This is a genomic window from Nocardioides hungaricus, assembly GCF_054782915.1.
In genome coordinates this window covers 91,887-113,748 of record NZ_BAAGRO010000001.1, presented here as the reverse complement: position 1 = coordinate 113,748, position 21,862 = coordinate 91,887, and the positions used below count along the sequence as shown (strand labels likewise).

Below are 21,862 nucleotides of genomic sequence, written 5' to 3'. Positions count from 1 at the left end.
AAAGAGGCACCTTTCCCGCGTGGAGAAGTGCCTCTGACCTGCGCCTTTGCTCTGGTGGGCGATACTGGGTTTGAACCAGTGACCTCTTCCGTGTCAAGGAAGCGCGCTACCGCTGCGCCAATCGCCCGGGTCTTGAGTTGTGGAGGGGACTGCGTGGAGGTGGGTACGGGATTTGAACCCGTGTACACGGATTTGCAGTCCGTTGCCTCGCCTCTCGGCCAACCCACCATGGAGGCCAAACCAGGGAGAGACCTCTCCGAGCGGACGACGAGGCTCGAACTCGCGACCTCAACCTTGGCAAGGTTGCGCTCTACCAACTGAGCTACGTCCGCCTGCGCTCCGAACGGTCTCCCGGCCGGCGTGCGTGAGAACAGTAGCCGATGCCCCAGACCTCGCAAAATCGACCCTCGCCGGCGCGTTGCCCCGCAGACTCCCGGTGTTCACCACGCCTAGGGTGGGCCCATGCGCGCGTGGATCGACGGTCGCCTGCTGCCCGACGCGACCACCCCGGCGGTGCTCGTCAGCGACCACGGACTGACCGTCGGCGACGGTGTCTTCGAGGCGATCAAGGTCGTCGACGGACTGCCGTTCGCCCTCGACCACCACCTCGAGCGGCTGCACCGATCGGCTGCCGGGCTGGGCCTCCCGGAGGTCGACGAGGACGCCGTACGCCGGGGGATCGGTGCCGTCCTCGACGGACTCGACCACCCGCTCGCCCGGCTCCGGATCACCGTCACCGGTGGACCGGCGCCGATGGGATCGGGCCGCGGGGACGCCGGCTCGACCGTGATCGTCGCGGCCGACGCGATGCGGCCCTGGCCGGGGGCGGCCATCGTCGCCACCGTGCCCTGGCCGCGCAACGAGCGCGGCGCGCTGGCCGGGCTCAAGACCACGTCGTACGGCGAGAACGTCGTCGCCCTCGCCGCCGCGAAGGAGCGGGGCGCGAGCGAGGCGGTCTTCGCCAACCTCGCCGGTCACCTCTGCGAGGGCACCGGCTCGAACGTCTTCTACGTCGTCGACGGCGAGCTCCGCACGCCGACGCTCGCCAGCGGCTGCCTCGCCGGTGTCACCCGCGCCCTCGTCCTCGAGTGGTACGGCGGACGCGAGGTCGACGAGCCGATCGAGGTCGTCGAGCGGGCGAGCGAGGTGTTCCTCGCGTCCACGACCCGCGACGTCCAGGCCGTCTCCCGGTGGAACGAGCGCGAGCTGTCCGCGCCGGGGCCGGTCACGGCCGAGGCCGCCGCGCGTTGGCGGGAGAGGGAGCCGGAGCTACTGGGGCTCTGACTCGCCGACGAGCGACTCCACGAGCAGGTCGAGGTCGATCGTCTCGGTGCCGAGCGGCACCGCCGTCAGCGTCTTGACCAGGAAGTCGTTCAGGTCGCTGGTGCGCAGCTGGGTGACCAGTCGGCCGTCGGGTGAGCAGAGCTCCATCACCACCGCGGCCCGGCCGTTCTCGTCGACGCTCGGGAAGAGCAGTACGTCGCCCTCACCCGCGGGCTCGGTCATGCCGTGCAGCAGCAGGTCGCGGCCGACGGCCCAGCGGACCGGCTCGGTCGAGTGGCCGCTCGCCCCCCGGAAGGTGATCCAGACGGCCCACGGGTCGGCCGGGTCGTACCCGAACTCGGCCGGCAGGTCGACGGTGCGCCCCCGAGCGTCGAGTACTTGGAGGAGGAGGTCCGCGGAGACGGTGCGGGAGATGGGCTGCTGCGTCACGCCGAGGAGACGGGCGACCGGGCACCCCATGACGCGACCCTCGAATGTGAGCTCGCCGGGCTCGTAGGCTAGAGTCGGCGACCGCACATCCGGGGCGATTGGCGCAGTGGTAGCGCGCTTCGTTCACACCGAAGAGGTCACTGGTTCGAACCCAGTATCGCCCACCGAAAAGGACCGGCACCGGGACGTCATACGGTGGGAGCATGCGTTTCCTCGGAACGTATGACGTCCCACCACCCAGAAGGAGCCCGACCGTGTCCGACCTCAAGATCGTCCTCGCCCACGCCGACGCGCGTGAGGACCGGACGGTCACGGCCGGCACCAGGGCGTGGGAGCTGTACCGCGACGAGGAGAAGGTGATCGCGGCGCGGGTCAACGGCGAGCTGAAGGACCTCTCCTACGAGCTGCAGGACGGCGACGAGACCGAGGGCGTGGCCATCGACAGCAGGGACGGCCACGACATCCTGCGCCACTCCACCGCGCACGTGATGGCCCAGGCCGTGCAGCAGCTGTGGCCCGAGGCCAAGCTGGGCATCGGCCCGCCGGTCGAGAACGGCTTCTACTACGACTTCGACGTCGAGACCCCGTTCGTCCCCGAGGACCTCGTGAGGATCGAGACCGCGATGCGGAGGATCATCAAGGAGGGCCAGCGGTTCGAGCGCCGGGTCACCACCGACCACGACGCGATCGCCGAGCTGCAGGACGAGCCCTACAAGATCGAGCTGATCGGGCTCAAGGGCGCGGGGGTCTCGACCGGCTCGACCACCGAGGCGGCCCAGGAGATGGCGGAGGGCGCGAGCGTCGAGGTCGGCGCCGGCGAGCTCACCATCTACGACAACGTACGCCGCAACGGCGAGGTCGCCTGGAGCGACCTGTGCCGCGGCCCGCACCTGCCCACCACCAAGCGGATCCCGGCGTTCAAGCTGATGCGCACCGCGGCGGCGTACTGGCGTGGCGACGAGAGGAACAAGCAGCTCCAGCGCGTGTACGGCACCGCGTGGGAGTCCAAGGAGGCGCTGGAGGCGCACCTGCACCGGATCGAGGAGGCCGAGCGCCGCGACCACCGCAAGCTCGGCCGCGACCTCGACCTGTTCAGCTTCCCCGACGAGCTCGGCTCCGGCCTGGCCGTGTTCCACCCCAAGGGCGGCGTGATCAAGCGGGAGATGGAGGACTACGTCCGGCGCCGGCACATCGAGGAGGGCTTCTCGTACGTCGGCACCCCGCACATCTCCAAGGACGGGCTGTTCCACACCTCCGGGCACCTGCCGTACTACGCGGACAGCATGTTCCCGCCGATGGAGCTCGAGAACGCGCAGTACCGCCTCAAGGCGATGAGCTGCCCGATGCACAACCTGATCTACAAGTCCCGGGGCCGCTCCTACCGCGAGCTGCCGCTCCGGCTGTTCGAGTTCGGCGGCGTCTACCGGTTCGAGAAGTCCGGCGTCGTGCACGGCCTGACCCGGGTCCGCGGCATGACCCAGGACGACTCGCACTCCTACGTCACCCCCGAGCAGGCGCCCGCGGAGATCAAGCACCTGCTCGACTTCTGCCTGAGCCTGTTCAAGGACTTCGGCCTCGACGACTTCTACCTCGAGCTGTCGACCCGCGACGACTCCAAGAAGGACAAGTTCGTCGGCGACGACGAGGAGTGGGAGGTCGCCACCAGGGTGCTCGCCGACGTCGCGCAGGAGTCCGGCCTCGAGCTGGTGCCCGACCCCGGCGGCGCGGCGTACTACGGGCCGAAGATCTCGGTGCAGGCCCGCGACGCGATCGGCCGCACCTGGCAGATGTCGACGATCCAGTACGACTTCAACCAGCCGCGCGGCTTCGAGCTGGAGTACCAGGCGGCCGACGGCAGCCGGCAGCGCCCGGTGATGATCCACTCCGCGAAGTTCGGGTCGATCGAGCGGTTCCTCGGCGTGCTCGTCGAGCACTACGCCGGCGCCTTCCCCCCGTGGCTCGCGCCCGTGCAGGTGCAGGCGATCCCGATCGCCGAGCGGCACGACGACTACCTCGACGGCGTCGCGCGCCGGCTGCGGGCGCAGGGCCTGCGAGTCGAGGTCGACCACTCCGACGACCGGATGCAGAAGAAGATCCGCAACGCCCAGCTGCAGAAGGTGCCGTTCATGATGATCGCCGGCGACGACGACGTGGCGGCGGGCGCGGTGTCGTTCCGCTACCGCGACGGCAGGCAGGACAACGGCGTACCCGTCGACGAGGCGATCCAGCGGGTCGCCGACGCGGTCGCCGCTCGGGCGCAGGTCTAGGCTCCCGGCGGAGCGTCGGGAAGTGCTCACCCTAGGGTTGCGCCCATGAGTGATCCCGCGGGGCAGGTACGCGACGGGTTCGAGGGGTTCGACCGGCTCTGGACGCCGCACCGGATGGCGTACGTCGCCCCGGCGCGGCCCGTCGACGGCGGCTGCCCGTTCTGCGCGATGGCCGAGTTGCCCGCCGAGGAGAGCCTGGTCGTGCACCGCGGCGAGACCTGCTTCGCGGTGCTCAACCTGCACCCCTACAACCCCGGCCACCTGATGGTGCTCCCGCACCGGCACGTGGCCGAGCTCGAGGACCTCGCGGAGGCCGAGGCGGCCGAGCTGATGGCGATGACCCAGCAGGCGGTCCGGGTGCTGAGGGAGGTCAGCGGCCCGCACGCCTTCAACGTGGGGATCAACCTCGGCGGCGTCGCCGGCGGCTCGCTGTCGGAGCACTTGCACCAGCACGTCGTGCCGCGCTGGTCCGGGGACGCCAACTTCATCACGGTCGTCGGCGGCACCAAGACGCTGCCGCAGCTGCTCGCCGACACCCGCACGCTGCTCGCCGAGGCGTGGGCGTGACGCTCGCCGAGGACGCCGCGCTCGCGGCCCGGGTCGTGCGCGCGGCCGGCGCGCTGGCCCACCGGATGCGCGCCGAGGGCCTCCAGGCCCAGCGGAAGACGTCGATCTCGGACATCGTCACCGCGGCCGACCATGAGGCCGAGCGCCTCGTCGTCGAGACCCTCGCGGCCGAGCGCCCGGCGGACGGCGTCCTGGGGGAGGAGGGCGCGTCCCGCGACGGCGAGTCCGGTCGCACCTGGGTGATCGACCCGGTCGACGGCACCTACAACTTCGTCGCCGGACTGGACTGGTGGTGCTCGGCGATCGCGCTGCGCGACGGCGACGACCTGGTCCTCGGTGCGGTGCACCACCCCGCGACCGGCCGCACGTTCGTCGGCGGGCCGGGCCTGCCGACCACCGTCGACGGGGTGCCCGTCGCGCCGCTCGCCGACCGGCCGCTGGCGACGGCCTGCATGACGACGTACCTCCATCCACCGGAGTACGCCGGCGAGCTCGGTGCCGCGTTCGCCCGGATGGCCGGGGGCGCGGCGACGCTCCGCATGCTCGGCTCGGCGTCGATGGACGCGACCGCGATCGCGCAGGGCTCGCTGCACGTGCGCTGCCAGTACTCACTCCCGCCCTGGGATGAGCTGCCCGGTGCCGCGCTCATCCTCGGTGCCGGGGGAGCGGCCCGCCGGATCGAGGCCGCCGGCGTGACGTGGTTCGCCGCCGGCGCCCCGACCGCCGTGGGCGAGATCGAGCGCGCTCTGCTGGGGTAGTCCCTGACGTTTGCGCCCTCAGGACGCCCGATCAGGGGCCGAAACGTCAGGGACTATCCGTTCAGCGCACCCCGTACAGGTGCTCCAGGGCGAGCTGGTCGAGTCGCTCGAAGGCCATCCCGCGGCGGCCGGCGGCGTCGGGATCGAAGGACCCGCCGTCGAGATCCGCGCGCAGGTCGGCGACCGACTCGCCGGCGGCCAGCGACGGCCGGGCGAGCTCGTCGAGGCGAGCATCCTTCAGGGCCTGCCGGACCTCGGGGTCACTGCGGAATGCCTGCACCTTCGAGCGCAGGATCAGGTAGTTGCGCATGCAGGCCCGGGCGGACTCCCAGACGCCGTCCATGTCCTCGGTCCGCGGCGGCTTGTAGTCGAAGTGCCGCGGCCCGTCGTACCCGCCGTTCTCCACGACGTCGACGGTCCAGAAGGCGCCGCGCGCGTTGCCGGCCCCGAACCGCAGGTCCTGGTCGTAGCGCGGGCCGGTCTGGCCGTTGAGGTCGATGTGGAAGAGCTTGCCGTGCCACAGCGCCTGGGCCAGGCCGTGGGCGTAGTTGAGCGAGGCCATCTCCTCGTGGCCGACCTCGGGGTTGAGGCCCACCAGGTCGGGGCGCTCGAGCTCGTTGATGAACGCCAGCGCGTGGCCGACGGTCGGCAGCAGGATGTCGCCGCGGGGCTCGTTCGGCTTCGGCTCGATCGCGAAGCGCAGGCCGTAGCCCTGCTCCTCGGAGTAGGCCCCGAGGACGTCGAAGGCCTCCTTGTAGCGCGCCAGCGCGGTCTGCACGTTCTTCGCGGCGCCGGACTCGGCGCCCTCGCGGCCGCCCCACGCGACGAAGATCTGCGCGCCGAGCTCGGCGGCGAGGTCGACCTGGTCGGCGGCCTTGCGGATCGCGAAGCGGCGTACGTCGCGGTCGTTGTTGGTGAAGCCGCCGTCGCGGAAGACCGGGTGGGAGAAGAGGTTCGTGGTCACCATCGGGACGACCAGACCGGTCTCCTCGAGCGCCCTGCGGAACGGCGCCAGGTGCCGCTCCCTCTCGGCGGCGGAGGCGTCGAACGGGAAGACGTCGTTGTCGTGGAAGGTGATGCCGTAGGCGCCGAGGTCGCTGAGCCGGTGGATCGCCTCGGCCGGGTCGAGCACGGGGCGCACCGCCCCGCCGAAGACGTCCACGCCCTGCCAGCCCACGGTCCACAGGCCGAAGGAGAAGCGGTCGTCGCGGGTGGGAGCGAAGCGGTCGTCGGCGCTCATCGGGGTCCTCGATCCAAGTTCGGTTTCGATCACGATTCGGTCACGCTCAGGCGGCCGGACGCTTGGTTGGAACGTGCAACAAAAAGCGCACTCGGAACCGCTTGCCGCGCTCGGCTTGCCGTGAGTATGTTGTCCGCCACAACATACCCGGTGGCGGCCGTCACACGACAGTGATCACTCGTTTCGAAAGACGAGCCGGAGCCGGTCCAAGCCATGGAGGTCGAGGAAATGGTCAGGAAGACGGGTGCGCGGTTCGCGTCCCTGGTAGCGGTCGGCGTGCTGGCGTTCGGTGCCCTCGCCGCCTGTGGCGACGACAGCGGCGACAGCGGGACCGGGAGCAGCGGCGAGAGCGGCGGCGCCGAGGGCAAGATCGGGGTGATCCTGCCGGACACCACCACGTCGCCGCGCTGGGAGGCCAACGACCGGCCCAGCCTGGAGGCGGCGTTCAAGGCGGCCGGTGTCGACTACGACATCCAGAACGCCGGCGGCGACACCGCCAAGTTCGGCCAGCTGTGCGACAGCATGGTCGCCGGCGGCGTGACGGTCCTCATGATCGTCAACCTCGACTCCAACTCCGGCAAGGCGTGCCTCAGCCAAGCGGCCGAGGCCGGCGTCCAGAGCATCGACTACGACCGCCTCACCCTGGGTGGCGGGGCGTCGTACTACGTGTCCTTCGACAACGTCGAGGTCGGCCGGCTGATGGGCTCGGGCCTGCAGGCCTGCCTGGACGAGGCCGGCAAGACCAAAGCGAACATCATCTACGTCAACGGCGACCCGAACGACAACAACGCCGCGCTGTTCAAGTCGGGCTACGAGGAGGCCCTCAAGCCGAAGATCGACTCGGGCGACTACAGCCTGGTCGGCGACCAGAGCGGCTTCTGGGACGCCGCCAAGGCGGGCCAGGCCTATGAGCAGCTCTACACCCAGAACAACGGCAAGATCGACGGCGTCGTGTCGGCCAACGACACCATGGCCGGCGGCATCATCGCCCGGATGAAGGACCAGGGCGTCGCCGGCACGATCCCGGTCACCGGCCAGGACGCCTCGGTCGAGGGCCTGCAGAACGTGCTCGCCGGCAACCAGTGCGGCACGGTCTACAAGAACACCAACCTCGAGGCCAAGGCCGCGTCCGACCTCGCGATCGCGCTCATCAACGGCGACACCGCCTCCGCCGACGCGCTCGTGACCGGCACCGTCCCGGACACCGAGACCGGTGAGGACGTCCCGTCCGTCCTCGCGACCCCCGTCTGGATCACCGCGGACAAGGTCCAGCAGGTGATCGACGACGGCTTCGCCAAGGCCGCCGACATCTGCGTCGACGCGTTCGCGAAGGCCTGCCAGGAGAACGGCATCAAGTAGCGCCACGCCGACCGATCGGCATGCTCGGGGGTCCGTCCCTGCGGGGACGGGCCCCCGAGCCCCCTTCCGAGTCGCATAATCCTGCCTGGGCGCACGTCGCCCGCCATCCCACCCCGGTGAGGAGAACCCGTGTCCGTCCAAGCGGCCGAACAGGCTGTGCCCACGCCCTCGCCAGGCCAGCCGCTGCTGAGCCTGCGGGGCATCCAGAAGAGCTTCGGTGCCGTGCACGTGCTGCGCGGCGTCGACCTCGACGTACGACCCGGCCAGGTGACCGCCCTGGTCGGCGACAACGGTGCCGGCAAGAGCACCCTGATCAAGGGCATCGCCGGCATCCACGCCTTCGACGACGGCGAGTACTTCTTCGAGGGCCAGCCGGTCAAGGTGCACGGCCCCAAGGACGCCAACGCCCTGGGCATCGAGGTCGTCTACCAGGACCTCGCGCTGTGCGACAACCTCGACGTCGTCGAGAACATGTTCCTCGGCCGCGAGCTGGGCTCGTCGGTCCGTCTCGACGAGACGACGATGGAGACCCGGGCCCGGGAGACCCTCGACGGGCTCTCGGTCCGGACGCTCGCCTCCGTGCGCACCCACGTCGCGGCCCTCTCCGGCGGCCAGCGGCAGACCGTCGCGATCGCCCGCGCCGTGCTCTGGAACTCGCGCGTGGTGATCCTCGACGAGCCGACCGCGGCGCTCGGCGTCGCGCAGACCGAGCAGGTCCTGCTGCTGGTCCGCCGGCTGGCCGACCGCGGCCTCGGCGTGGTGCTGATCAGCCACAACCTCAACGACGTGTTCGAGGTCGCCGACGACATCGCCGTCCTCTACCTGGGCCAGCTGGTCGCGCAGGTGCGCAGGGACGACGTCACTCGTGCCGAGGTGGTCGAGCTGATCACCAGCGGGCGGTCCGACCGGCACGGCAACGGCGCCACGAACGGAGCGATCTGATGAGCACGCCGGTGGCTCCCGTCGAGGAGCAGAACACGCTCGGCGCGATCGCCCGCGCCTACGCCGCCAAGGTCCGTGGCGGCGAAGTCGGCTCGCTGCCGGCGATCCTGGGCCTGGTCGCGCTGGTGATCGTGTTCTCGGCGCTGCGGCCCGAGACCTTCACCGGTGCGCTCAACTTCGCCAACCTGATCGGCCAGTCGGCCGGCATCATGGTGATCGCGATGGGCCTGGTCTTCGTGCTGCTCCTCGGCGAGATCGACCTGTCCGCGGGCGTCACCGGTGGCGTGGTCGCCTCGGTGCTCGGCCTGACGCTCACCGAGAGCGGCTGGCCGCTGATCCCGTCGCTGCTCGCGGCCATCCTGACCGGCACGTTCATCGGCCTGTGCCTGGGCACGGTCGTCGCCAAGATCGGCGTCCCGTCGTTCGTGGTCACGCTGGCGGCATTCCTGGGCTTCCAGGGCGTGATGCTGCAGATCATCGGCGAGGGCGGCACGATCGGCTACCGCAACGAGTTCGTCCTCAAGCTGAACAACGGCTCGATGCCGCTGTGGCTGGGGTGGGCGCTCGCGATTGTGGTGATCGTCGGCTACGGCCTCGCGACCCTGCTGACCCTGCGACAGCGACGACGCAAGGGCCTGGTCGCGCAGCCGATGCTGCTGTGGGGGCTCAAGACGGGCTCGCTGACGCTCGCCGTCCTGGCCGTCGTCGGCTACCTGTCGACCGAGCGCAGCCCCAACCCGACGCTGAAGTCCGTCAAGGGCGTGCCGAACGTCGTCCTGGTGATCCTGATCCTCGTGGTGGTCCTGGGCTACCTGCTCAGCCGTACCTCGTGGGGCCGCCACATCTACGCGGTCGGCGGCAACGCCGAGGCCGCCCGCCGGGCCGGCATCAACGTGGCCTGGACCCGTGTGTCCTGCTTCATGATGTCCTCGACGGTCGCGGGCGTCGGGGGCATGCTGCTCGCCAGCCGGACCAACTCCGTCTCGCCGCAGACCGGCGGCAACGAGACCCTGCTGTACGCCGTGGGCGCGGCCGTCATCGGCGGCACCAGCCTCTTCGGCGGCAAGGGCCGGGTCACCGACGCCGTCATCGGCGGCCTCGTGATCGCCGTCGTCGCCAACGGCATGGGCCTGCTCAACCAGCCTGCCGGGATCGTGTTCATCGTGACCGGCATCGTGCTGCTGCTCGCCGCGACCGTCGACGCCCTCAGCCGGCGCCGCGCGGCGGCCACGGGACGGGTGTAGGCCCCCATGCCCACCCCGACCGGCGTCGGCACCGAGGAGCTGCGGCGCGCGAACCTGCGCGCCATCCTCCAGACGGTGCACACGCACGGACCGACCACCCGCGCGGTGCTCACCAAGCAGCTCGGCCTGAACCGGAGCACCATCGGTGCGCTCACCGGCGAGCTGCAGAGCCTGGCGCTGGTGTCGGAGGAGACGGCCCCGGTGGGCGGGCGATCGGGCCGCCCGTCCCACCTGGTCGTCCCTCGCGGGGACAACGTCGTGGTGGCCGTGGACGTCGGCGTGGACCGGATCGCGGTGGCGCTGGTGTGCCTGGGTGGAGAGGTGCTCGAGCGGCGTACCCGTGGCCACCAGCGCGGCGAGCACGACGTCGACCACGTCGTCGACGCGGTGGCCCAGATGGTGGAGGAGGTGCTCGCCACCCGTCCGGGCGCGCGCTGCCTCGGCGTCGGCGCGTCGGTGCCGGGCGCGGTCCGGGCCGGCGACGGCCTGGTCCGGTTCGCGCCCAACCTGGGCTGGGTGGACGAGCCGTTCACCGACCTGCTGTCGAAGCGGCTCGGGAAGCCGGTGTCCACCGGCAATGACGCGAACCTCGGCGTGCTCGCCGAGCACCTCCGGGGCGCGGCGGTCGGGTTCTCCGAGGTCGTCTACCTCAGCGCGAGCGTCGGCATCGGCGGCGGCTTCCTCGTGGGCGGCCGGCCGCTGACCGGCGCGAGTGGGTACGCCGGCGAGGTCGGCCACATGCAGGTCGACTCCGAGGGGCCGGTCTGCCGGTGTGGCGCGGTCGGCTGCTGGGAGACCAAGGTCGGCGAGAACGTGCTGCTGCGCCGGGCCGGCCGGCTCGCCGGCGGCGGACCGCCGGCGGTCGCCGAGGTGATCGCGGCCGCGCAGGCCGGCGAGTCCCGGGCCGAGGAGGCGGTGGCCAAGGTCGCGGACTGGTGCGGCGTCGGCATCCGGGCGATCGTCAACCTGGTCAACCCCGAGATCGTGGTGCTGGGCGGCTGCCTCGCCCAGGTGTGGCGGGCCGCGGAGGACCGGGTCGACGAGGCGCTCAGCCGCAGCACGATGATGTCGCCGCGGCAGGACGTGGTGATCCGCTCGGCCGGCCTCGAGGACGAGTCGCCGCTGATCGGCGCCGCCGAGCTGGCCTTCGCGCCGGTGCTCGACCATCCGCAGGCGGTGCCCCAGGCGGGCTGACCGGTAGCCTGCTGCCGCCATGCTCGAACGTTTCCGCGCCTTCTGGACCACGGTGATCTCGCCGGTCGCCCACCTGCTGATCCGGCTGGGGGTGAGCCCGGACGCCGTCACGCTGGTCGGCACCCTCGGCGTCTGCGCCGGTGCGTTGATCTTCTTCCCGCGGGGCGAGCTGCTGACCGGCGTACTCGTCATCACGGCGTTCGTCTTCAGCGACCTGCTCGACGGGCACATGGCCCGCACGACGGGGCGGGTGAGCAAGTTCGGCGCGTTCTGGGACTCCACGCTCGACCGGATCGGCGACGGCGCGATCTTCATCGGCCTCGCGCTGTACTTCGCGTGGGAGGAGCCGAGCCGGGTCTACCTGGTGCTCAGCCTGGTCTGCCTGCTGATGGGTGCGGTCACCTCCTACGCCCGCTCGCGCGGGGAGAGCCTCGGCTTCGAGGTCAAGGTCGGCATCGCCGAGCGGGCCGACCGGCTGGTCGCGATCCTCGTGCTGACCGGGTTCAGCGCGATCTTCGACCTGCCGGTGCTGCTCTACGTCGCCCTCTGGGGCCTGGCGGTCGCGTCGACGATCACGGTCGCGCAGCGCGTGTGGGTGGTCCGCCGTCAGGCCCGGGCCGAAGCCGGCACTACCATCTGAGGTATGGCTGACAGCACTACTGACGAGACGGGCACCGGCACCACGCGGGTGAAGCGCGGGATGGCGGAGATGCTCAAGGGCGGTGTGATCATGGACGTGGTCACCGCCGAGCAGGCGAGGGTCGCGGAGGACGCGGGCGCGGTGGCGGTGATGGCGCTGGAGCGAGTGCCGGCCGACATCCGGGCGCAGGGCGGGGTGTCGCGGATGAGCGACCCGGACATGATCGACTCGATCATCGAGGCGGTCTCGATCCCGGTGATGGCCAAGGCCCGGATCGGGCACTTCGCCGAGGCGCAGGTGCTGCAGTCGCTGGGGGTGGACTACGTCGATGAGTCGGAGGTGCTGACCCCGGCCGACTACGCCAACCACATCGACAAGTGGGCGTTCACGGTGCCGTTCGTGTGCGGTGCGACCAACCTGGGCGAGGCGCTGCGGCGGATCGCCGAGGGCGCGGCGATGATCCGCTCCAAGGGCGAGGCCGGCACCGGGGACGTGTCCAACGCGGTGACCCACATGCGCACGATCCGCCGGGAGATCCGCCGGCTGGGCGCGCTGGAGGGTGACGAGCTGTATGTGGCGGCCAAGGAGTTGCAGGCGCCGTACGACCTGGTGGCGGAGGTGGCGCGTGACGGGAAGCTGCCGGTGGTGCTGTTCACCGCGGGCGGGATCGCGACTCCGGCGGACGCGGCGATGATGATGCAACTGGGCGCGGAGGGCGTGTTCGTGGGATCGGGGATCTTCAAGTCCGGCAACCCGGCCCAGCGGGCCGAGGCCATCGTGAAGGCCACGACCTTCCACGACGACCCCGAGATGGTCGCGAAGGTCTCGCGGGGGCTGGGCGAGGCCATGGTCGGCATCAACGTCGAGGAGATCCCGGCGCCGCACCGGCTGGCCGAGCGGGGCTGGTGACGACGCCCTCTGCCGGGCCCACGATCGGCGTCCTCGCCGTCCAGGGCGACGTCCGCGAGCACGTGCGGATGCTCGACGGCCTCGGCGTGCGGGCGATCGCCGTCCGGCGTACCTCCGAGCTCGACGCCTGCGACGGCCTGGTGATCCCCGGTGGCGAGTCGACCACGATGGCCAAGCTGGCGCGCACCTTCGACCTGTCCGAGCCGATCCGGCAGCGGGTCAAGGAGGGGATGCCGGCGTTCGGCACCTGCGCGGGGATGATCCTGCTCGCCGACCGGATGCTCGACGGCACGGCCGACCAGGAGACGCTCGGCGGGCTCGACATCACCGTGCGGCGCAACGCGTTCGGGCGGCAGGTCGACTCATTCGAGGGCGAGCTGGCCTTCGCCGGGATGGCCGAGCCGGTGCACGCGATCTTCATCCGGGCGCCGTGGGTCGAGGCCGTCGGCGACGGGGTCGAGGTGCTCGCGCGCGTGGAGCGGGGCGAGGCCGCGGGTAGGATCGTCGCGGTCCGTCAGGGTCCGCTGATGGCGACGTCGTTCCACCCCGAGGTGGGTGGCGACCCCCGGGTCCACCGGCTGTTCGTGGACCTGGTCCGGGCCTCGACGGGCTCGACCACCGGCTCGACCACCGGCTCGATCGACGAAGGTTAGAAGGAGACGCATGTCCGGCCACTCCAAGTGGGCGACCACCAAGCACAAGAAGGCCGCGATCGACGCCAAGCGCGGCAAGCTGTTCGCCAAGCTGATCAAGAACATCGAGATCGCGGCGAAGATGGGCGGACCCGACCCGGCCGGCAACCCGACGCTCTACGACGCCATCCAGAAGGCCAAGAAGCAGTCGGTCCCGAACAAGAACATCGACTCCGCGGTCAAGCGCGGAGGCGGCCTCGACGGCGGCGGCGTCGACTACGAGACGATCATGTACGAGGCCTACGGGCCCTCGGGCGTCGCGCTGCTGGTGGAGTGCCTGACCGACAACCGCAACCGCGCGGCGATGGAGGTCCGCACCGCGGTCAGCCGCAACGGCGGCACCATGGCCGACCCCGGGTCGGTCTCGCGGCTGTTCACCCGCAAGGGCGTCGTCGTGGTGGGCAAGAGCCAGGAGCGCGCCGGCCGGCCGTGGGCGGTGTCGGAGGACGACGTACTCGAGGCCACGCTCGACGCAGGCGCCGAGGACGTCGTCGACCTGGGGGACAGCTTCGAGGTGCAGTCCGAGCCCGGCGACGTGGTCGCGGTCCGCACGGCGCTCCAGGCGGCCGGCATCGACTACGACTCCGCCGAGGTGCAGTTCGTGGCGACCATGGACATCCCCGTGGGCGAGGTCGACGTGGCCGGCAAGGTGTTCCGCCTGGTCGACGCCGTCGACGACCTCGACGACGTCCAGAACGTCTTCAGCAACGCCGACATCCCCGACGAGGTGCTGGAGTCGATCGACGCCTGATGCTGGGTGGGGTTGTTGTCTGCAGCTTGAGCCGGGAGGTCGACGGCCTCAGGTCCACCGGCGGCGGATGCGGTACGGCGCCAGGTCGCTGATGTCGGTGCTGAACCGGGCGCAGGTGTCGGCATACTCGCGAAGCAGCCGGCGGCGCGCCGCGGCAGCGCCGCTCCGGCAGTCGGTGACCGTGATCCGGGAGACGCCGAGCTTGAACCCGGTGATGAAGTCCTGGCGGCGCTTCTCCGCCCAGAGCACGTCCTCCGGTCGCCTCCCGGCGAGATCGTCCGGCAGGTACTTGAGCCTGCCGGACGATCTCGAAGACGTGACGTCCGATCCGCAGGTCGCACCAGACCCTGCGGTGGCCGTCGGTGAGCCCGAACTGGGTCTCCGGGCGCCCGAGCCCGAGGCTCGCCACGAGGACCCGCCCCTCGGACTCGAGCCACGACTCGGCGCCCGGGTCGGCGAGGTCGATCGCGGCGTCCATGATCCGACTGCCGGGCCAGCACCACATCGCCGCCCGCGCCTGGTCGAGGTCGAGGCGGGTCGCGCCCCGGCGCAGCGCCGCGTCGCAGCAGGCGACGCCCGCCACCAGCCCGTGCTCGCGGGCCATGTCCAGGGCGGTGCGCGCCGAGTCGAGCGCGCGCAGGCCGTCGACGACCACGACCTGCTCGTCGCGGTACGGCGCGAGGTGGTGCTTCACGCCCGCCCGGACCGCGTCGCCGTGGACCTTGCGCCGCGTCACATGGACGGTGGCGGCTTCGGGGTCGGGCACGCCGAGACCGTGGAGGAGCGCGGCCGAGTCGTGGCTGAGCACGTGCTCGCAACGGAGCACCTGCTGGGCCGCGCGGACGCGGAGGAGCGGTCGCCCACGGTACGGGTCGAGGCCCCGCCAGACCGCGGCATCGGCGTACACCCCGTGGCGGAGGCGGACGAGCACGCCGTCGGTGAGAAGCCTCCGGAGGTCGGCATCGCGGAGGCCGGCCCCGGCAGCGGCGCGGCGGGTGAGGAGTCCGTGCTCGTCGAGTGGCAGGTGTCGGTGGAGGGGCATCCCTCACGATCGTCCGCCCGGGTCGGATGCTGCCGGGCCGGGAACGGCTCCGGTGGAGATCCGGGTCGGAGTGTGCGGCTGTGGGCGGTTTGTGGGCCTGTTCGAGCTGCCGGCTGTAACGCCGGGTTACTGCTTGTTCCCACGGTGATGCAACCTGGTGGGAACAAGGAGTAACCCGGCGTTACATGCGCAATGACCACCCCCGGGCGTGTCCTGTCAGCACATGGGGGAGCGGCCGACTAGCGTGACCTCCGAACACCTGTTCGGACGGAGGCGAGACGGAGGCGATATGCGTGTGCTCGGGATCGACCCCGGCCTGACCCGCTGCGGCCTGGGCGTGGTCGAGGGGACGGTGGGGCGCCCGCTGAGCCTCGTGGACGTCAACGTGCTGCGTACGTCGTCCGACCTGCCCGTGCCGCAGCGACTGGTGACGATCGAGAAGGGTGTGGATGCCTGGCTCGACGAGTACCGGCCGGACGCGGTCGCCGTGGAGCGGGTGTTCGCGCGCTCGGACGTGAGCACGGTGATGGGCACCGCGCAGGCGAGCGGGATCGCGATGGTCTGCGCCGCCCGGCGCGGGCTGCCGATCGCGCTGCACACGCCGAGCGAGGTGAAGGCCGCGGTGTCCGGCAACGGCCGGGCGGACAAGGCGCAGGTGGGCGCGATGGTCAGCCGGATCCTGCGGCTCGACGCGAGGCCGAGGCCGGCCGACGCCGCCGACGCGCTGGCGCTGGCCATCACCCACATCTGGCGCGGCGGCGCCCAGGCCCGGATCGACGCGGCGCTGGCGGGGTCTCGACAAGCTCGACCACCGAGGAGTGCATCGTGATCGCGTTCGTGTCCGGCAGGGTCGCCGCGGTGACGCTCTCCAGCGCGGTGCTGGAGGTCGGGGGAGTCGGCCTGGAGCTGATGTGCACCCCCGGCACGCTCGCGACCCTGCGCACCGGCCAGGCGGCCACGCTGCCGACGAGCATGGTGGTGCGCGAGGACTCGCTGACCCTGTTCGGCTTCGCCGACGACGACGAGAAGCAGACCTTCGAGCTGCTCCAGACCGCGTCCGGGGTCGGGCCGAAGCTCGCGCAGTCGATGCTCGCCGTACTCAGCCCCGACGACCTGCGCGTCGCGATCGCCGGCGACGACCCCAAGACCCTGACCACGGTGCCCGGCATCGGGCAGAAGGGCGCGCAGCGGATCATCCTCGAGCTCAAGGACCGGATCGGTACGCCGACCGGCGGCCGCGCCCCGGCGGTCCCCGCCGCGGTCGCCCCCTGGCGCGACCAGGTGCACCAGGGCCTGGTCGGGCTCGGCTGGTCGGCCAGGGACGCCGAGAAGGCGGTCGACGCCGTGGCGGCCGAGGCGGGCGACGTACCCGACGTGGCGGCGCTGCTGCGCGCCGCGCTCCGGACGCTGAGCAAGGCCTGAGGCGGATGCCCTTCCACGAGGACGACATCGACGAGGCGGAGACCACCCACCTCCGCTCGCTGACGGCCGCCGAGGCCGAGGGGGACGAACGGGCGGTCGAGGCGGCGCTGCGCCCGCGGACCCTGGACGAGGTCGTGGGCCAGGCACGGGTGCGCGACCAGCTCGGACTCGTCCTGGAGGCCGCCCGGCGCCGCGGTCGCGCCCCCGACCACGTGCTGCTGTCCGGCCCGCCCGGGCTCGGCAAGACCACGCTGGCGATGATCATCGCCGCCGAGATGGGCGCCCCGCTGCGGCTCACCAGCGGCCCGGCGATCACCCATGCCGGCGACCTCGCCGCGATCCTGTCGGGCATGAACGAGGGCGACGTCCTGTTCGTCGACGAGATCCACCGGATGTCGCGGCCGGCCGAGGAGATGCTCTACCTGGCGATGGAGGACTTCCGGGTCGACGTCGTTATCGGCAAGGGGCCGGGCGCGACCGCGATCCCGCTCGACATCCCGCCGTTCACCCTCGTCGGCGCCACCACCCGCGCCGGCCTGCTGCCCGGGCCGCTGCGCGACCGGTTCGGCTTCACCGCCCACCTCGAGTTCTACGAGCCCGACGAGCTCGACCGGATCGTCCAGCGCTCGGCGCGGCTGCTCGAGGTCGACGCGCTCGCCGACGGGACCGCCGAGATCGCGTCGCGCTCCCGCGGCACCCCGCGCATCGCGAACCGGCTGCTGCGCCGGGTCCGCGACTACGCCCAGGTCCGGGCCGACGGCGTGGTCACGCTGCCGGTCGCGCGGGCCGCGCTCGACCTGTACGAGGTCGACCAGCTCGGCCTGGACCGCCTCGACCGCGCCGTACTCGACGTCCTCTGCCGCCGCTTCGGCGGCGGGCCGGTCGGCATCTCCACGCTCGCGGTCGCCGTCGGCGAGGAGCGCGAGACCGTCGAGGAGGTCGCCGAGCCGTTCCTCGTCCGCAACGGCTTCCTCGCCCGTACGCCGCGCGGCCGGATCGCCACGCCGTCGGCCTGGGAGCACCTCGGGATGAGGCCGCCGCCGCTGCCCGCCTCGGTCGACGGGGACGCCGCTCTCTTCGAGGACTGACCCGCGCCGATTGGTGAGCCGCACCACCCCGCTGGTTACACTTGCCCGTCGTCGGTCGCCCGGTCTGGGTCGCGCCGCAGTCGCATGTCGCTCGAGAGGTCGTTTCGTCGTGGAGTTCTTGCCGCTGATCGGCATCGCGCTGCTCTTCTGGCTGTTCATCATCCGCCCCGCCAGCCGGCGGCAGAAGGAACTCCGGCGCATGCAGTCGTCGTTGTCCGTGGGTGACGAGGTCGTGCTGACCTCGGGCGTCTACGGAGTCCTCAGCGCGCTGGAGGACGACCACGCTCTGGTCCAGATCGCCGACGGCGTCGTGATCAAGGTCGCCCGGGGCGCCATCGGCACCGTCGCCACGAGGGCGGAGCAGCCGGAGGAGCCGGCGAACGAGGACCGGTCAGACGCCACCGGACCCGAGGAGAGCTGACATGGCACGCACGGGCGCGCGGCACGCGGGGCGCTCACTGATCGTCTTCCTGGTCGGAGTGGCGATCCTCTACGGGCTCGTGGCGCTGGCCGGCAACTGGAAGCCGGCGCTCGGCCTGGACCTCCAGGGCGGCACCCGGATCACGCTGGTCGCGCAGGACAACCCGTCCTCGGAGAGCCTAGAGGAGGCCCGGCAGATCATCGACCAGCGCGTCAACGGCTCCGGCGTGGCCGAGGCGGAGGTGAACACCCAGGGCGGACAGTTCATCGTGGTCGAGATCCCGGGCGCGAACCGCCAGGACCTGGTCGAGGTGGTCAAGCGCCAGGCGCAGCTGCGGTTCCGCACGGTCGCCTGCTCGAGCCTCAACCCGGGCCCGTGTACCCCCGCCGCTCCGCCGCCGGGCCAGGGCAACGGCCAGGGTGACGGCAAGAACCAGGGCCAGGGTGACGGCAAGGGCAGCCAGCAGAAGGGCCTGCAGAAGAGCCAGTCCGGCTCGGCCAAGAACCGCCCGGCGTTCCTGGCCGGCGACAAGGCCGGGAAGAACCAGGGCCAGGCCTCCGAGAAGCCGTCCCCGACCGGCTCCCCGAAGCCGACCCCGACCGGCTCTCCCACCGGCTCCCCGACCGGCTCCCCGACCATGCAGCCCACCGACGGGGCCAGCGAGCAGCCGCAGCCGACCGGCCCGGCCGCCCAGGCGCTGGCCTTCCAGGCCAACCCGGACCAGAGGTCGATCAAGGCCTTCAACGACTACAAGTGCCCGGCCACCGAGCCGGTGGTGGACAACCCGGACAGGCCGCTGGTGACCTGCGGCGCCGGCGAGGACGCCGCGACCAAGTACCTCCTCTCGCCGGCCGCGGTCGAGGGCACCGACCTGACCAGCGCCGACGCCGGCCTGCCGAGCTCGGGTGGCGTCAACTGGCAGGTCCAGCTGAGCATCGGGGGCGAGGGCAAGGGCGTCTTCGCCGACCTGTCCCGCCAGATGGTCGGCACCCAGCAGCAGTTCGCGATCGTGCTCGACGGGCTGGTGATCTCGGCGCCTCAGTTCGACGGGGTCATCACCAGCGGTGACGCGCAGATCAGCGGCAACTTCACCGAGGACTCCGCCAAGGACCTCGCGACCAGCCTGAAGTTCGGCGCGCTGCCGATCTCGTTCGAGGACGACGTGAGCTCCGAGGACGTCGGCCCGTCGCTGGCCGGCAACCAGCTCCGCGCCGGCCTCACCGCGGCGGCCCTCGGCCTGCTGCTGGTGATGATCTACTGCCTGCTCTACTACCGCGGCCTGGGCCTGGTGGTGCTGACGTCGCTGGTGACGGCCGCGGCCGTCACCTTCGCGCTGGTGCTGCTTCTCGCCAAGACCGCCGGCTTCACGCTCACGCTGCCCGGCATCGCCGGCCTGATCATCGGCGTCGGCGTCACCGCGGACTCGTTCATCATCTTCTTCGAGCGCATCCGCGACGAGATGCGCGAGGGCAGGTCGATGCGGGTCGCGGTGGAGACCGGGTGGAAGCGGGCCCGCAAGACCCGGATGGCGGCGAACGTCGTGTCGCTGCTGTCCGCCGCCGTCCTCTACATCTTCGCCACCGGCGTGGTGAAGGGCTTCGGCTTCGCGCTGGGCCTCTCGACGCTGATCGACCTCGCGGTGCTGTTCTGGTTCACCAAGCCGCTGGTGTCGTACCTGGCCCGGTTCCGGTTCTTCAACGGCGGTGGCAACCTGTCCGGCCTGAGCGCCGGCACGCTGGGCATCGACCGAGTGGGCGCGGAGGGGAAGGCCTGATGGGCAAGTTCTCGAGGCTCGGCAACGAGCTCTACCAGGGCCGCAAGTCCTACGACTTCGTCGGCCATCGCGCCCTCTGGTACGCCGTCTCCGGCACCCTCGTCGCGGCCGCGATCCTCGTGATCGTGGTCAAGGGGCTGAACTTCGGCATCGAGTTCACCGGTGGCACCCAGTTCCGCGTCGACAACCTGTCCTCGGAGGTCGCCGGCCAGGACACCGCCGACCGGTTGCGCGAGGAGATCGGCACCTCCCTGAACGCCGAGCCGACCGTCACGACCGCGTCCTCGGGCAGCTCCGGCGAGGCGATCATCATCCAGACCGAGGACCTCTCCGCCGCCGAGAACGCGGAGGTGCGCCAGATCGTCGCCGACGTCACCGGCGTCGATCCGAAGGGTGGCGACATCTCCCAGGACGACATCGGCGCGAGCTGGGGCCGGGCGGTCGCCGAGCGCGCGCTGCTCGGCGTCGGCATCTTCCTCACGCTCGTCGTCCTCTTCATCTGGGCCTACTTCCGCGAGTGGAAGATGTCGGTGGCCTCCCTGGTCGCCCTCGCCCACGACATCCTCCTGACGATCGGCGTGTACTCGCTGTCCGGCTTCCCGGTCACGCCCGCGGCGGTCACCGGACTGCTCGCGATCCTCGGCTTCTCGATGTACGACACCGTCGTCGTCTTCGACAAGGTCCGGGAGAACACCCATGAGCTGCGGCAGAAGAGCCAGACCTACTCCCAGGCCGCCAACCTCGCGGTCAACCAGACCCTGGTGCGCTCGATCAACACCTCGATCGTGGCGCTGATCCCGATCGGCGCGATCCTCTACGTGAGCGCCGTCCAGCTCGGCGCCAGCTCGCTGAAGGACCTCGCGCTCGCGCAGTTCGTCGGCATGGCCGCCGGTGTGTTCTCGTCGGTCTTCATCGCGCCGCGCGTGCTCGTGCACCTGAAGTCGAACGAGACCGAGGTCAAGCTGGCCGACAAGCGGGCCAGGGCGCGGGCGCGCCACGAGGCGGACCGCTACGCGAACATCCCGGCCTTCACCGAGGACATGCCGATCCAGGAGGAGCCGGGCGAGGACCCGGACCTGGCCGCCCCGGTGTCCGGTGCACCGCCGCCGGTTCGGGAGCAGCGGGTGCCCGACGCGATGGGCCGCGGTCGCAACGTGCCGGAGCCGAGCCGCCCGGTGCAGCGGAGCGCGTCGTCGGGCCGGCAGCAGCCGTCGCGGCAGCCGAGGTCCAAGCGGGGCAAGAGGTGACCTCGCCCGGGCCGGGCCAGCCACGGCTGGCCGAGGCGCTCGGGCTGATCGCCGACGTCCCCGACTTCCCCGAGCCCGGGATCCTCTTCAAGGACATCACGCCGCTGCTCGCCGACCACGCGGCGCTCGAGTCGATCGTGGCCGCGCTGGCTGGGACCGCGCGGGACGAGTCCGGCCGGCCCGTGGTCGACAAGGTGCTCGGCATGGAGTCGCGCGGCTTCATCCTCGGCGCCCCGGTGGCGCTGGCCCTCGGCGCCGGCTTCGTGCCGGTCCGCAAGGCCGGCAAGCTGCCGCGCGAGACCTACGCCGTCTCCTACGCGCTGGAGTACGGCGAGGCCACCCTCGAGGTGCACCGCGACGCCGTCCGGCCGGGAGAGCGGGTGCTGGTGGTCGACGACGTGCTCGCCACGGGCGGTACGGCGAGGGCGACCGTCGACCTGGTCGGCAAGTGCGGGGCCGAGGTCCACGGGGTCGCCGTGCTGATGGAGCTCGGGGTCCTGTCGGGCCGCGAGGCCGTCGGCGGCGTACCCGTGACCGCGCTGCTCACCGTGTGAGCCGTACGTAGACTGGCCGCGTGACGGAGGAACGCACC

22 protein-coding genes, 4 tRNA genes and 1 pseudogene are annotated in these 21,862 nt (G+C 71.5%); 20 read left to right on the top strand and 7 right to left on the bottom strand.

Annotated features, from left to right (window positions below; genetic code table 11):
* Window positions 1-52: 52 nt before the first annotated feature.
* The 3 genes from ACYVKX_RS00575 to ACYVKX_RS00565 form a co-directional block, all read right to left on the bottom strand.
* Window positions 53-127 (bottom strand) — tRNA-Val (locus ACYVKX_RS00575).
* A 27-nt stretch (window positions 128-154) separates the two neighbouring features.
* Window positions 155-228 (bottom strand) — tRNA-Cys (locus ACYVKX_RS00570).
* Window positions 229-259: 31 nt separating this feature from the next.
* A tRNA-Gly gene (locus ACYVKX_RS00565) sits at window positions 260-332 on the bottom strand.
* A gap of 130 nt (window positions 333-462) precedes the next feature.
* Between ACYVKX_RS00565 and ACYVKX_RS00560 the strand changes: the two genes are divergently transcribed.
* On the top strand, window positions 463-1,284 hold the full coding sequence (locus ACYVKX_RS00560; protein WP_460828545.1) for an aminotransferase class IV: 822 nt from the start codon (window positions 463-465) through the stop codon (window positions 1,282-1,284).
* Here ACYVKX_RS00560 and ACYVKX_RS00555 read toward each other — a convergent pair.
* The gene (locus tag ACYVKX_RS00555; protein ID WP_460828544.1) at window positions 1,270-1,743 is read right to left on the bottom strand and encodes an SsgA family sporulation/cell division regulator; all 474 of its coding nucleotides are present in this window, start codon (window positions 1,741-1,743) and stop codon (window positions 1,270-1,272) included. The genes ACYVKX_RS00560 and ACYVKX_RS00555 overlap by 15 nt on opposite strands.
* Before the next feature lie 62 nt (window positions 1,744-1,805).
* Here ACYVKX_RS00555 and ACYVKX_RS00550 point away from each other — a divergent pair.
* The 4 genes from ACYVKX_RS00550 (at window position 1,806) to ACYVKX_RS00535 (ending at window position 5,305) form a co-directional block, all read left to right on the top strand.
* A tRNA-Val gene (locus tag ACYVKX_RS00550) sits at window positions 1,806-1,877 on the top strand.
* Between the two features lie 39 nt (window positions 1,878-1,916).
* Window positions 1,917-3,980, top strand: coding sequence for a threonine--tRNA ligase (thrS, locus tag ACYVKX_RS00545; RefSeq protein ID WP_460828543.1), 2,064 nt, complete (start codon window positions 1,917-1,919; stop codon window positions 3,978-3,980).
* A gap of 45 nt (window positions 3,981-4,025) precedes the next feature.
* Window positions 4,026-4,547, top strand: a complete 522-nt coding sequence (locus ACYVKX_RS00540) for an HIT family protein (protein WP_460828542.1) — start codon at window positions 4,026-4,028, stop codon at window positions 4,545-4,547.
* Window positions 4,544-5,305 (top strand): inositol monophosphatase family protein, encoded by a 762-nt coding sequence (locus ACYVKX_RS00535; RefSeq protein ID WP_460828541.1) that lies wholly within the window; start codon window positions 4,544-4,546, stop codon window positions 5,303-5,305. Before ACYVKX_RS00540 ends, ACYVKX_RS00535 begins: the two co-directional genes overlap by 4 nt.
* A 61-nt stretch (window positions 5,306-5,366) precedes the next feature.
* Here ACYVKX_RS00535 and xylA read toward each other — a convergent pair whose 3' ends face one another.
* Window positions 5,367-6,545 (bottom strand): xylose isomerase, encoded by a 1,179-nt coding sequence (gene xylA / locus ACYVKX_RS00530; RefSeq protein ID WP_460828540.1) that lies wholly within the window; start codon window positions 6,543-6,545, stop codon window positions 5,367-5,369.
* Between the two features lie 213 nt (window positions 6,546-6,758).
* On the opposite strand from xylA, the gene ACYVKX_RS00525 reads away from it, so the two are divergent.
* The 8 genes from ACYVKX_RS00525 (at window position 6,759) to ACYVKX_RS00490 (ending at window position 14,276) form a co-directional block, all read left to right on the top strand.
* Window positions 6,759-7,904: a sugar ABC transporter substrate-binding protein gene (locus ACYVKX_RS00525; RefSeq protein WP_460828539.1), complete on the top strand. Its 1,146-nt coding sequence runs from the start codon at window positions 6,759-6,761 to the stop codon at window positions 7,902-7,904.
* A 129-nt stretch (window positions 7,905-8,033) separates the two neighbouring features.
* Window positions 8,034-8,846, top strand: a complete 813-nt coding sequence (locus ACYVKX_RS00520; protein ID WP_460828538.1) for an ATP-binding cassette domain-containing protein — start codon at window positions 8,034-8,036, stop codon at window positions 8,844-8,846.
* Window positions 8,846-10,090 carry a sugar ABC transporter permease gene (locus ACYVKX_RS00515; RefSeq protein ID WP_460828537.1) on the top strand — a complete coding sequence of 415 codons (1,245 nt, stop codon included), beginning with the start codon at window positions 8,846-8,848 and terminating at the stop codon, window positions 10,088-10,090. The genes ACYVKX_RS00520 and ACYVKX_RS00515 overlap by 1 nt, the downstream gene beginning before the upstream one ends.
* A gap of 6 nt (window positions 10,091-10,096) precedes the next feature.
* Window positions 10,097-11,284, top strand: a complete 1,188-nt coding sequence (locus tag ACYVKX_RS00510) for an ROK family protein (protein ID WP_460828536.1) — start codon at window positions 10,097-10,099, stop codon at window positions 11,282-11,284.
* 19 nt (window positions 11,285-11,303) lie between these two features.
* A complete protein-coding gene (gene pgsA / locus ACYVKX_RS00505; protein WP_460828535.1) occupies window positions 11,304-11,924 on the top strand; it encodes a phosphatidylinositol phosphate synthase in 621 nt (206 codons plus the stop codon).
* A gap of 3 nt (window positions 11,925-11,927) precedes the next feature.
* Window positions 11,928-12,833 carry a pyridoxal 5'-phosphate synthase lyase subunit PdxS gene (gene pdxS / locus ACYVKX_RS00500; protein ID WP_460828534.1) on the top strand — a complete coding sequence of 302 codons (906 nt, stop codon included), beginning with the start codon at window positions 11,928-11,930 and terminating at the stop codon, window positions 12,831-12,833.
* Window positions 12,834-12,901: 68 nt separating this feature from the next.
* Window positions 12,902-13,486, top strand: coding sequence for a pyridoxal 5'-phosphate synthase glutaminase subunit PdxT (pdxT, locus tag ACYVKX_RS00495; RefSeq protein ID WP_460828633.1), 585 nt, complete (start codon window positions 12,902-12,904; stop codon window positions 13,484-13,486).
* A 10-nt stretch (window positions 13,487-13,496) separates the two neighbouring features.
* On the top strand, window positions 13,497-14,276 hold the full coding sequence (locus tag ACYVKX_RS00490; protein ID WP_460828533.1) for a YebC/PmpR family DNA-binding transcriptional regulator: 780 nt from the start codon (window positions 13,497-13,499) through the stop codon (window positions 14,274-14,276).
* Window positions 14,277-14,324: 48 nt separating this feature from the next.
* Here ACYVKX_RS00490 and ACYVKX_RS00485 read toward each other — a convergent pair whose 3' ends face one another.
* Window positions 14,325-14,525, bottom strand: a complete 201-nt coding sequence (locus ACYVKX_RS00485) for a hypothetical protein (protein ID WP_460828636.1) — start codon at window positions 14,523-14,525, stop codon at window positions 14,325-14,327.
* A gap of 703 nt (window positions 14,526-15,228) precedes the next feature.
* Window positions 15,229-15,318 (bottom strand): annotated as a pseudogene (locus ACYVKX_RS00480) (hypothetical protein); the annotation flags it as partial.
* Between the two features lie 289 nt (window positions 15,319-15,607).
* Between ACYVKX_RS00480 and ruvC the strand changes: the two are divergent.
* From ruvC to ACYVKX_RS00445, 7 genes are all read left to right on the top strand, one after another.
* The gene (ruvC, locus tag ACYVKX_RS00475; protein WP_460828532.1) at window positions 15,608-16,147 is read left to right on the top strand and encodes a crossover junction endodeoxyribonuclease RuvC; all 540 of its coding nucleotides are present in this window, start codon (window positions 15,608-15,610) and stop codon (window positions 16,145-16,147) included.
* Entirely contained in the window at window positions 16,144-16,740 is a 597-nt protein-coding gene (ruvA, locus tag ACYVKX_RS00470) for a Holliday junction branch migration protein RuvA (protein ID WP_460828531.1), read from the top strand. Before ruvC ends, ruvA begins: the two co-directional genes overlap by 4 nt.
* A gap of 5 nt (window positions 16,741-16,745) precedes the next feature.
* Entirely contained in the window at window positions 16,746-17,828 is a 1,083-nt protein-coding gene (ruvB, locus tag ACYVKX_RS00465) for a Holliday junction branch migration DNA helicase RuvB (RefSeq protein ID WP_460828530.1), read from the top strand.
* Between the two features lie 109 nt (window positions 17,829-17,937).
* The gene (gene yajC, locus ACYVKX_RS00460; RefSeq protein ID WP_460828529.1) at window positions 17,938-18,249 is read left to right on the top strand and encodes a preprotein translocase subunit YajC; all 312 of its coding nucleotides are present in this window, start codon (window positions 17,938-17,940) and stop codon (window positions 18,247-18,249) included.
* Window position 18,250: 1 nt separating this feature from the next.
* Window positions 18,251-20,023, top strand: a complete 1,773-nt coding sequence (gene secD / locus ACYVKX_RS00455; protein ID WP_460828528.1) for a protein translocase subunit SecD — start codon at window positions 18,251-18,253, stop codon at window positions 20,021-20,023.
* Window positions 20,023-21,270 (top strand): protein translocase subunit SecF, encoded by a 1,248-nt coding sequence (secF, locus tag ACYVKX_RS00450; protein WP_460828527.1) that lies wholly within the window; start codon window positions 20,023-20,025, stop codon window positions 21,268-21,270. Before secD ends, secF begins: the two co-directional genes overlap by 1 nt.
* Window positions 21,267-21,824, top strand: a complete 558-nt coding sequence (locus tag ACYVKX_RS00445) for an adenine phosphoribosyltransferase (protein ID WP_460828526.1) — start codon at window positions 21,267-21,269, stop codon at window positions 21,822-21,824. The genes secF and ACYVKX_RS00445 overlap by 4 nt, the downstream gene beginning before the upstream one ends.
* Window positions 21,825-21,862 lie beyond the last annotated feature (38 nt).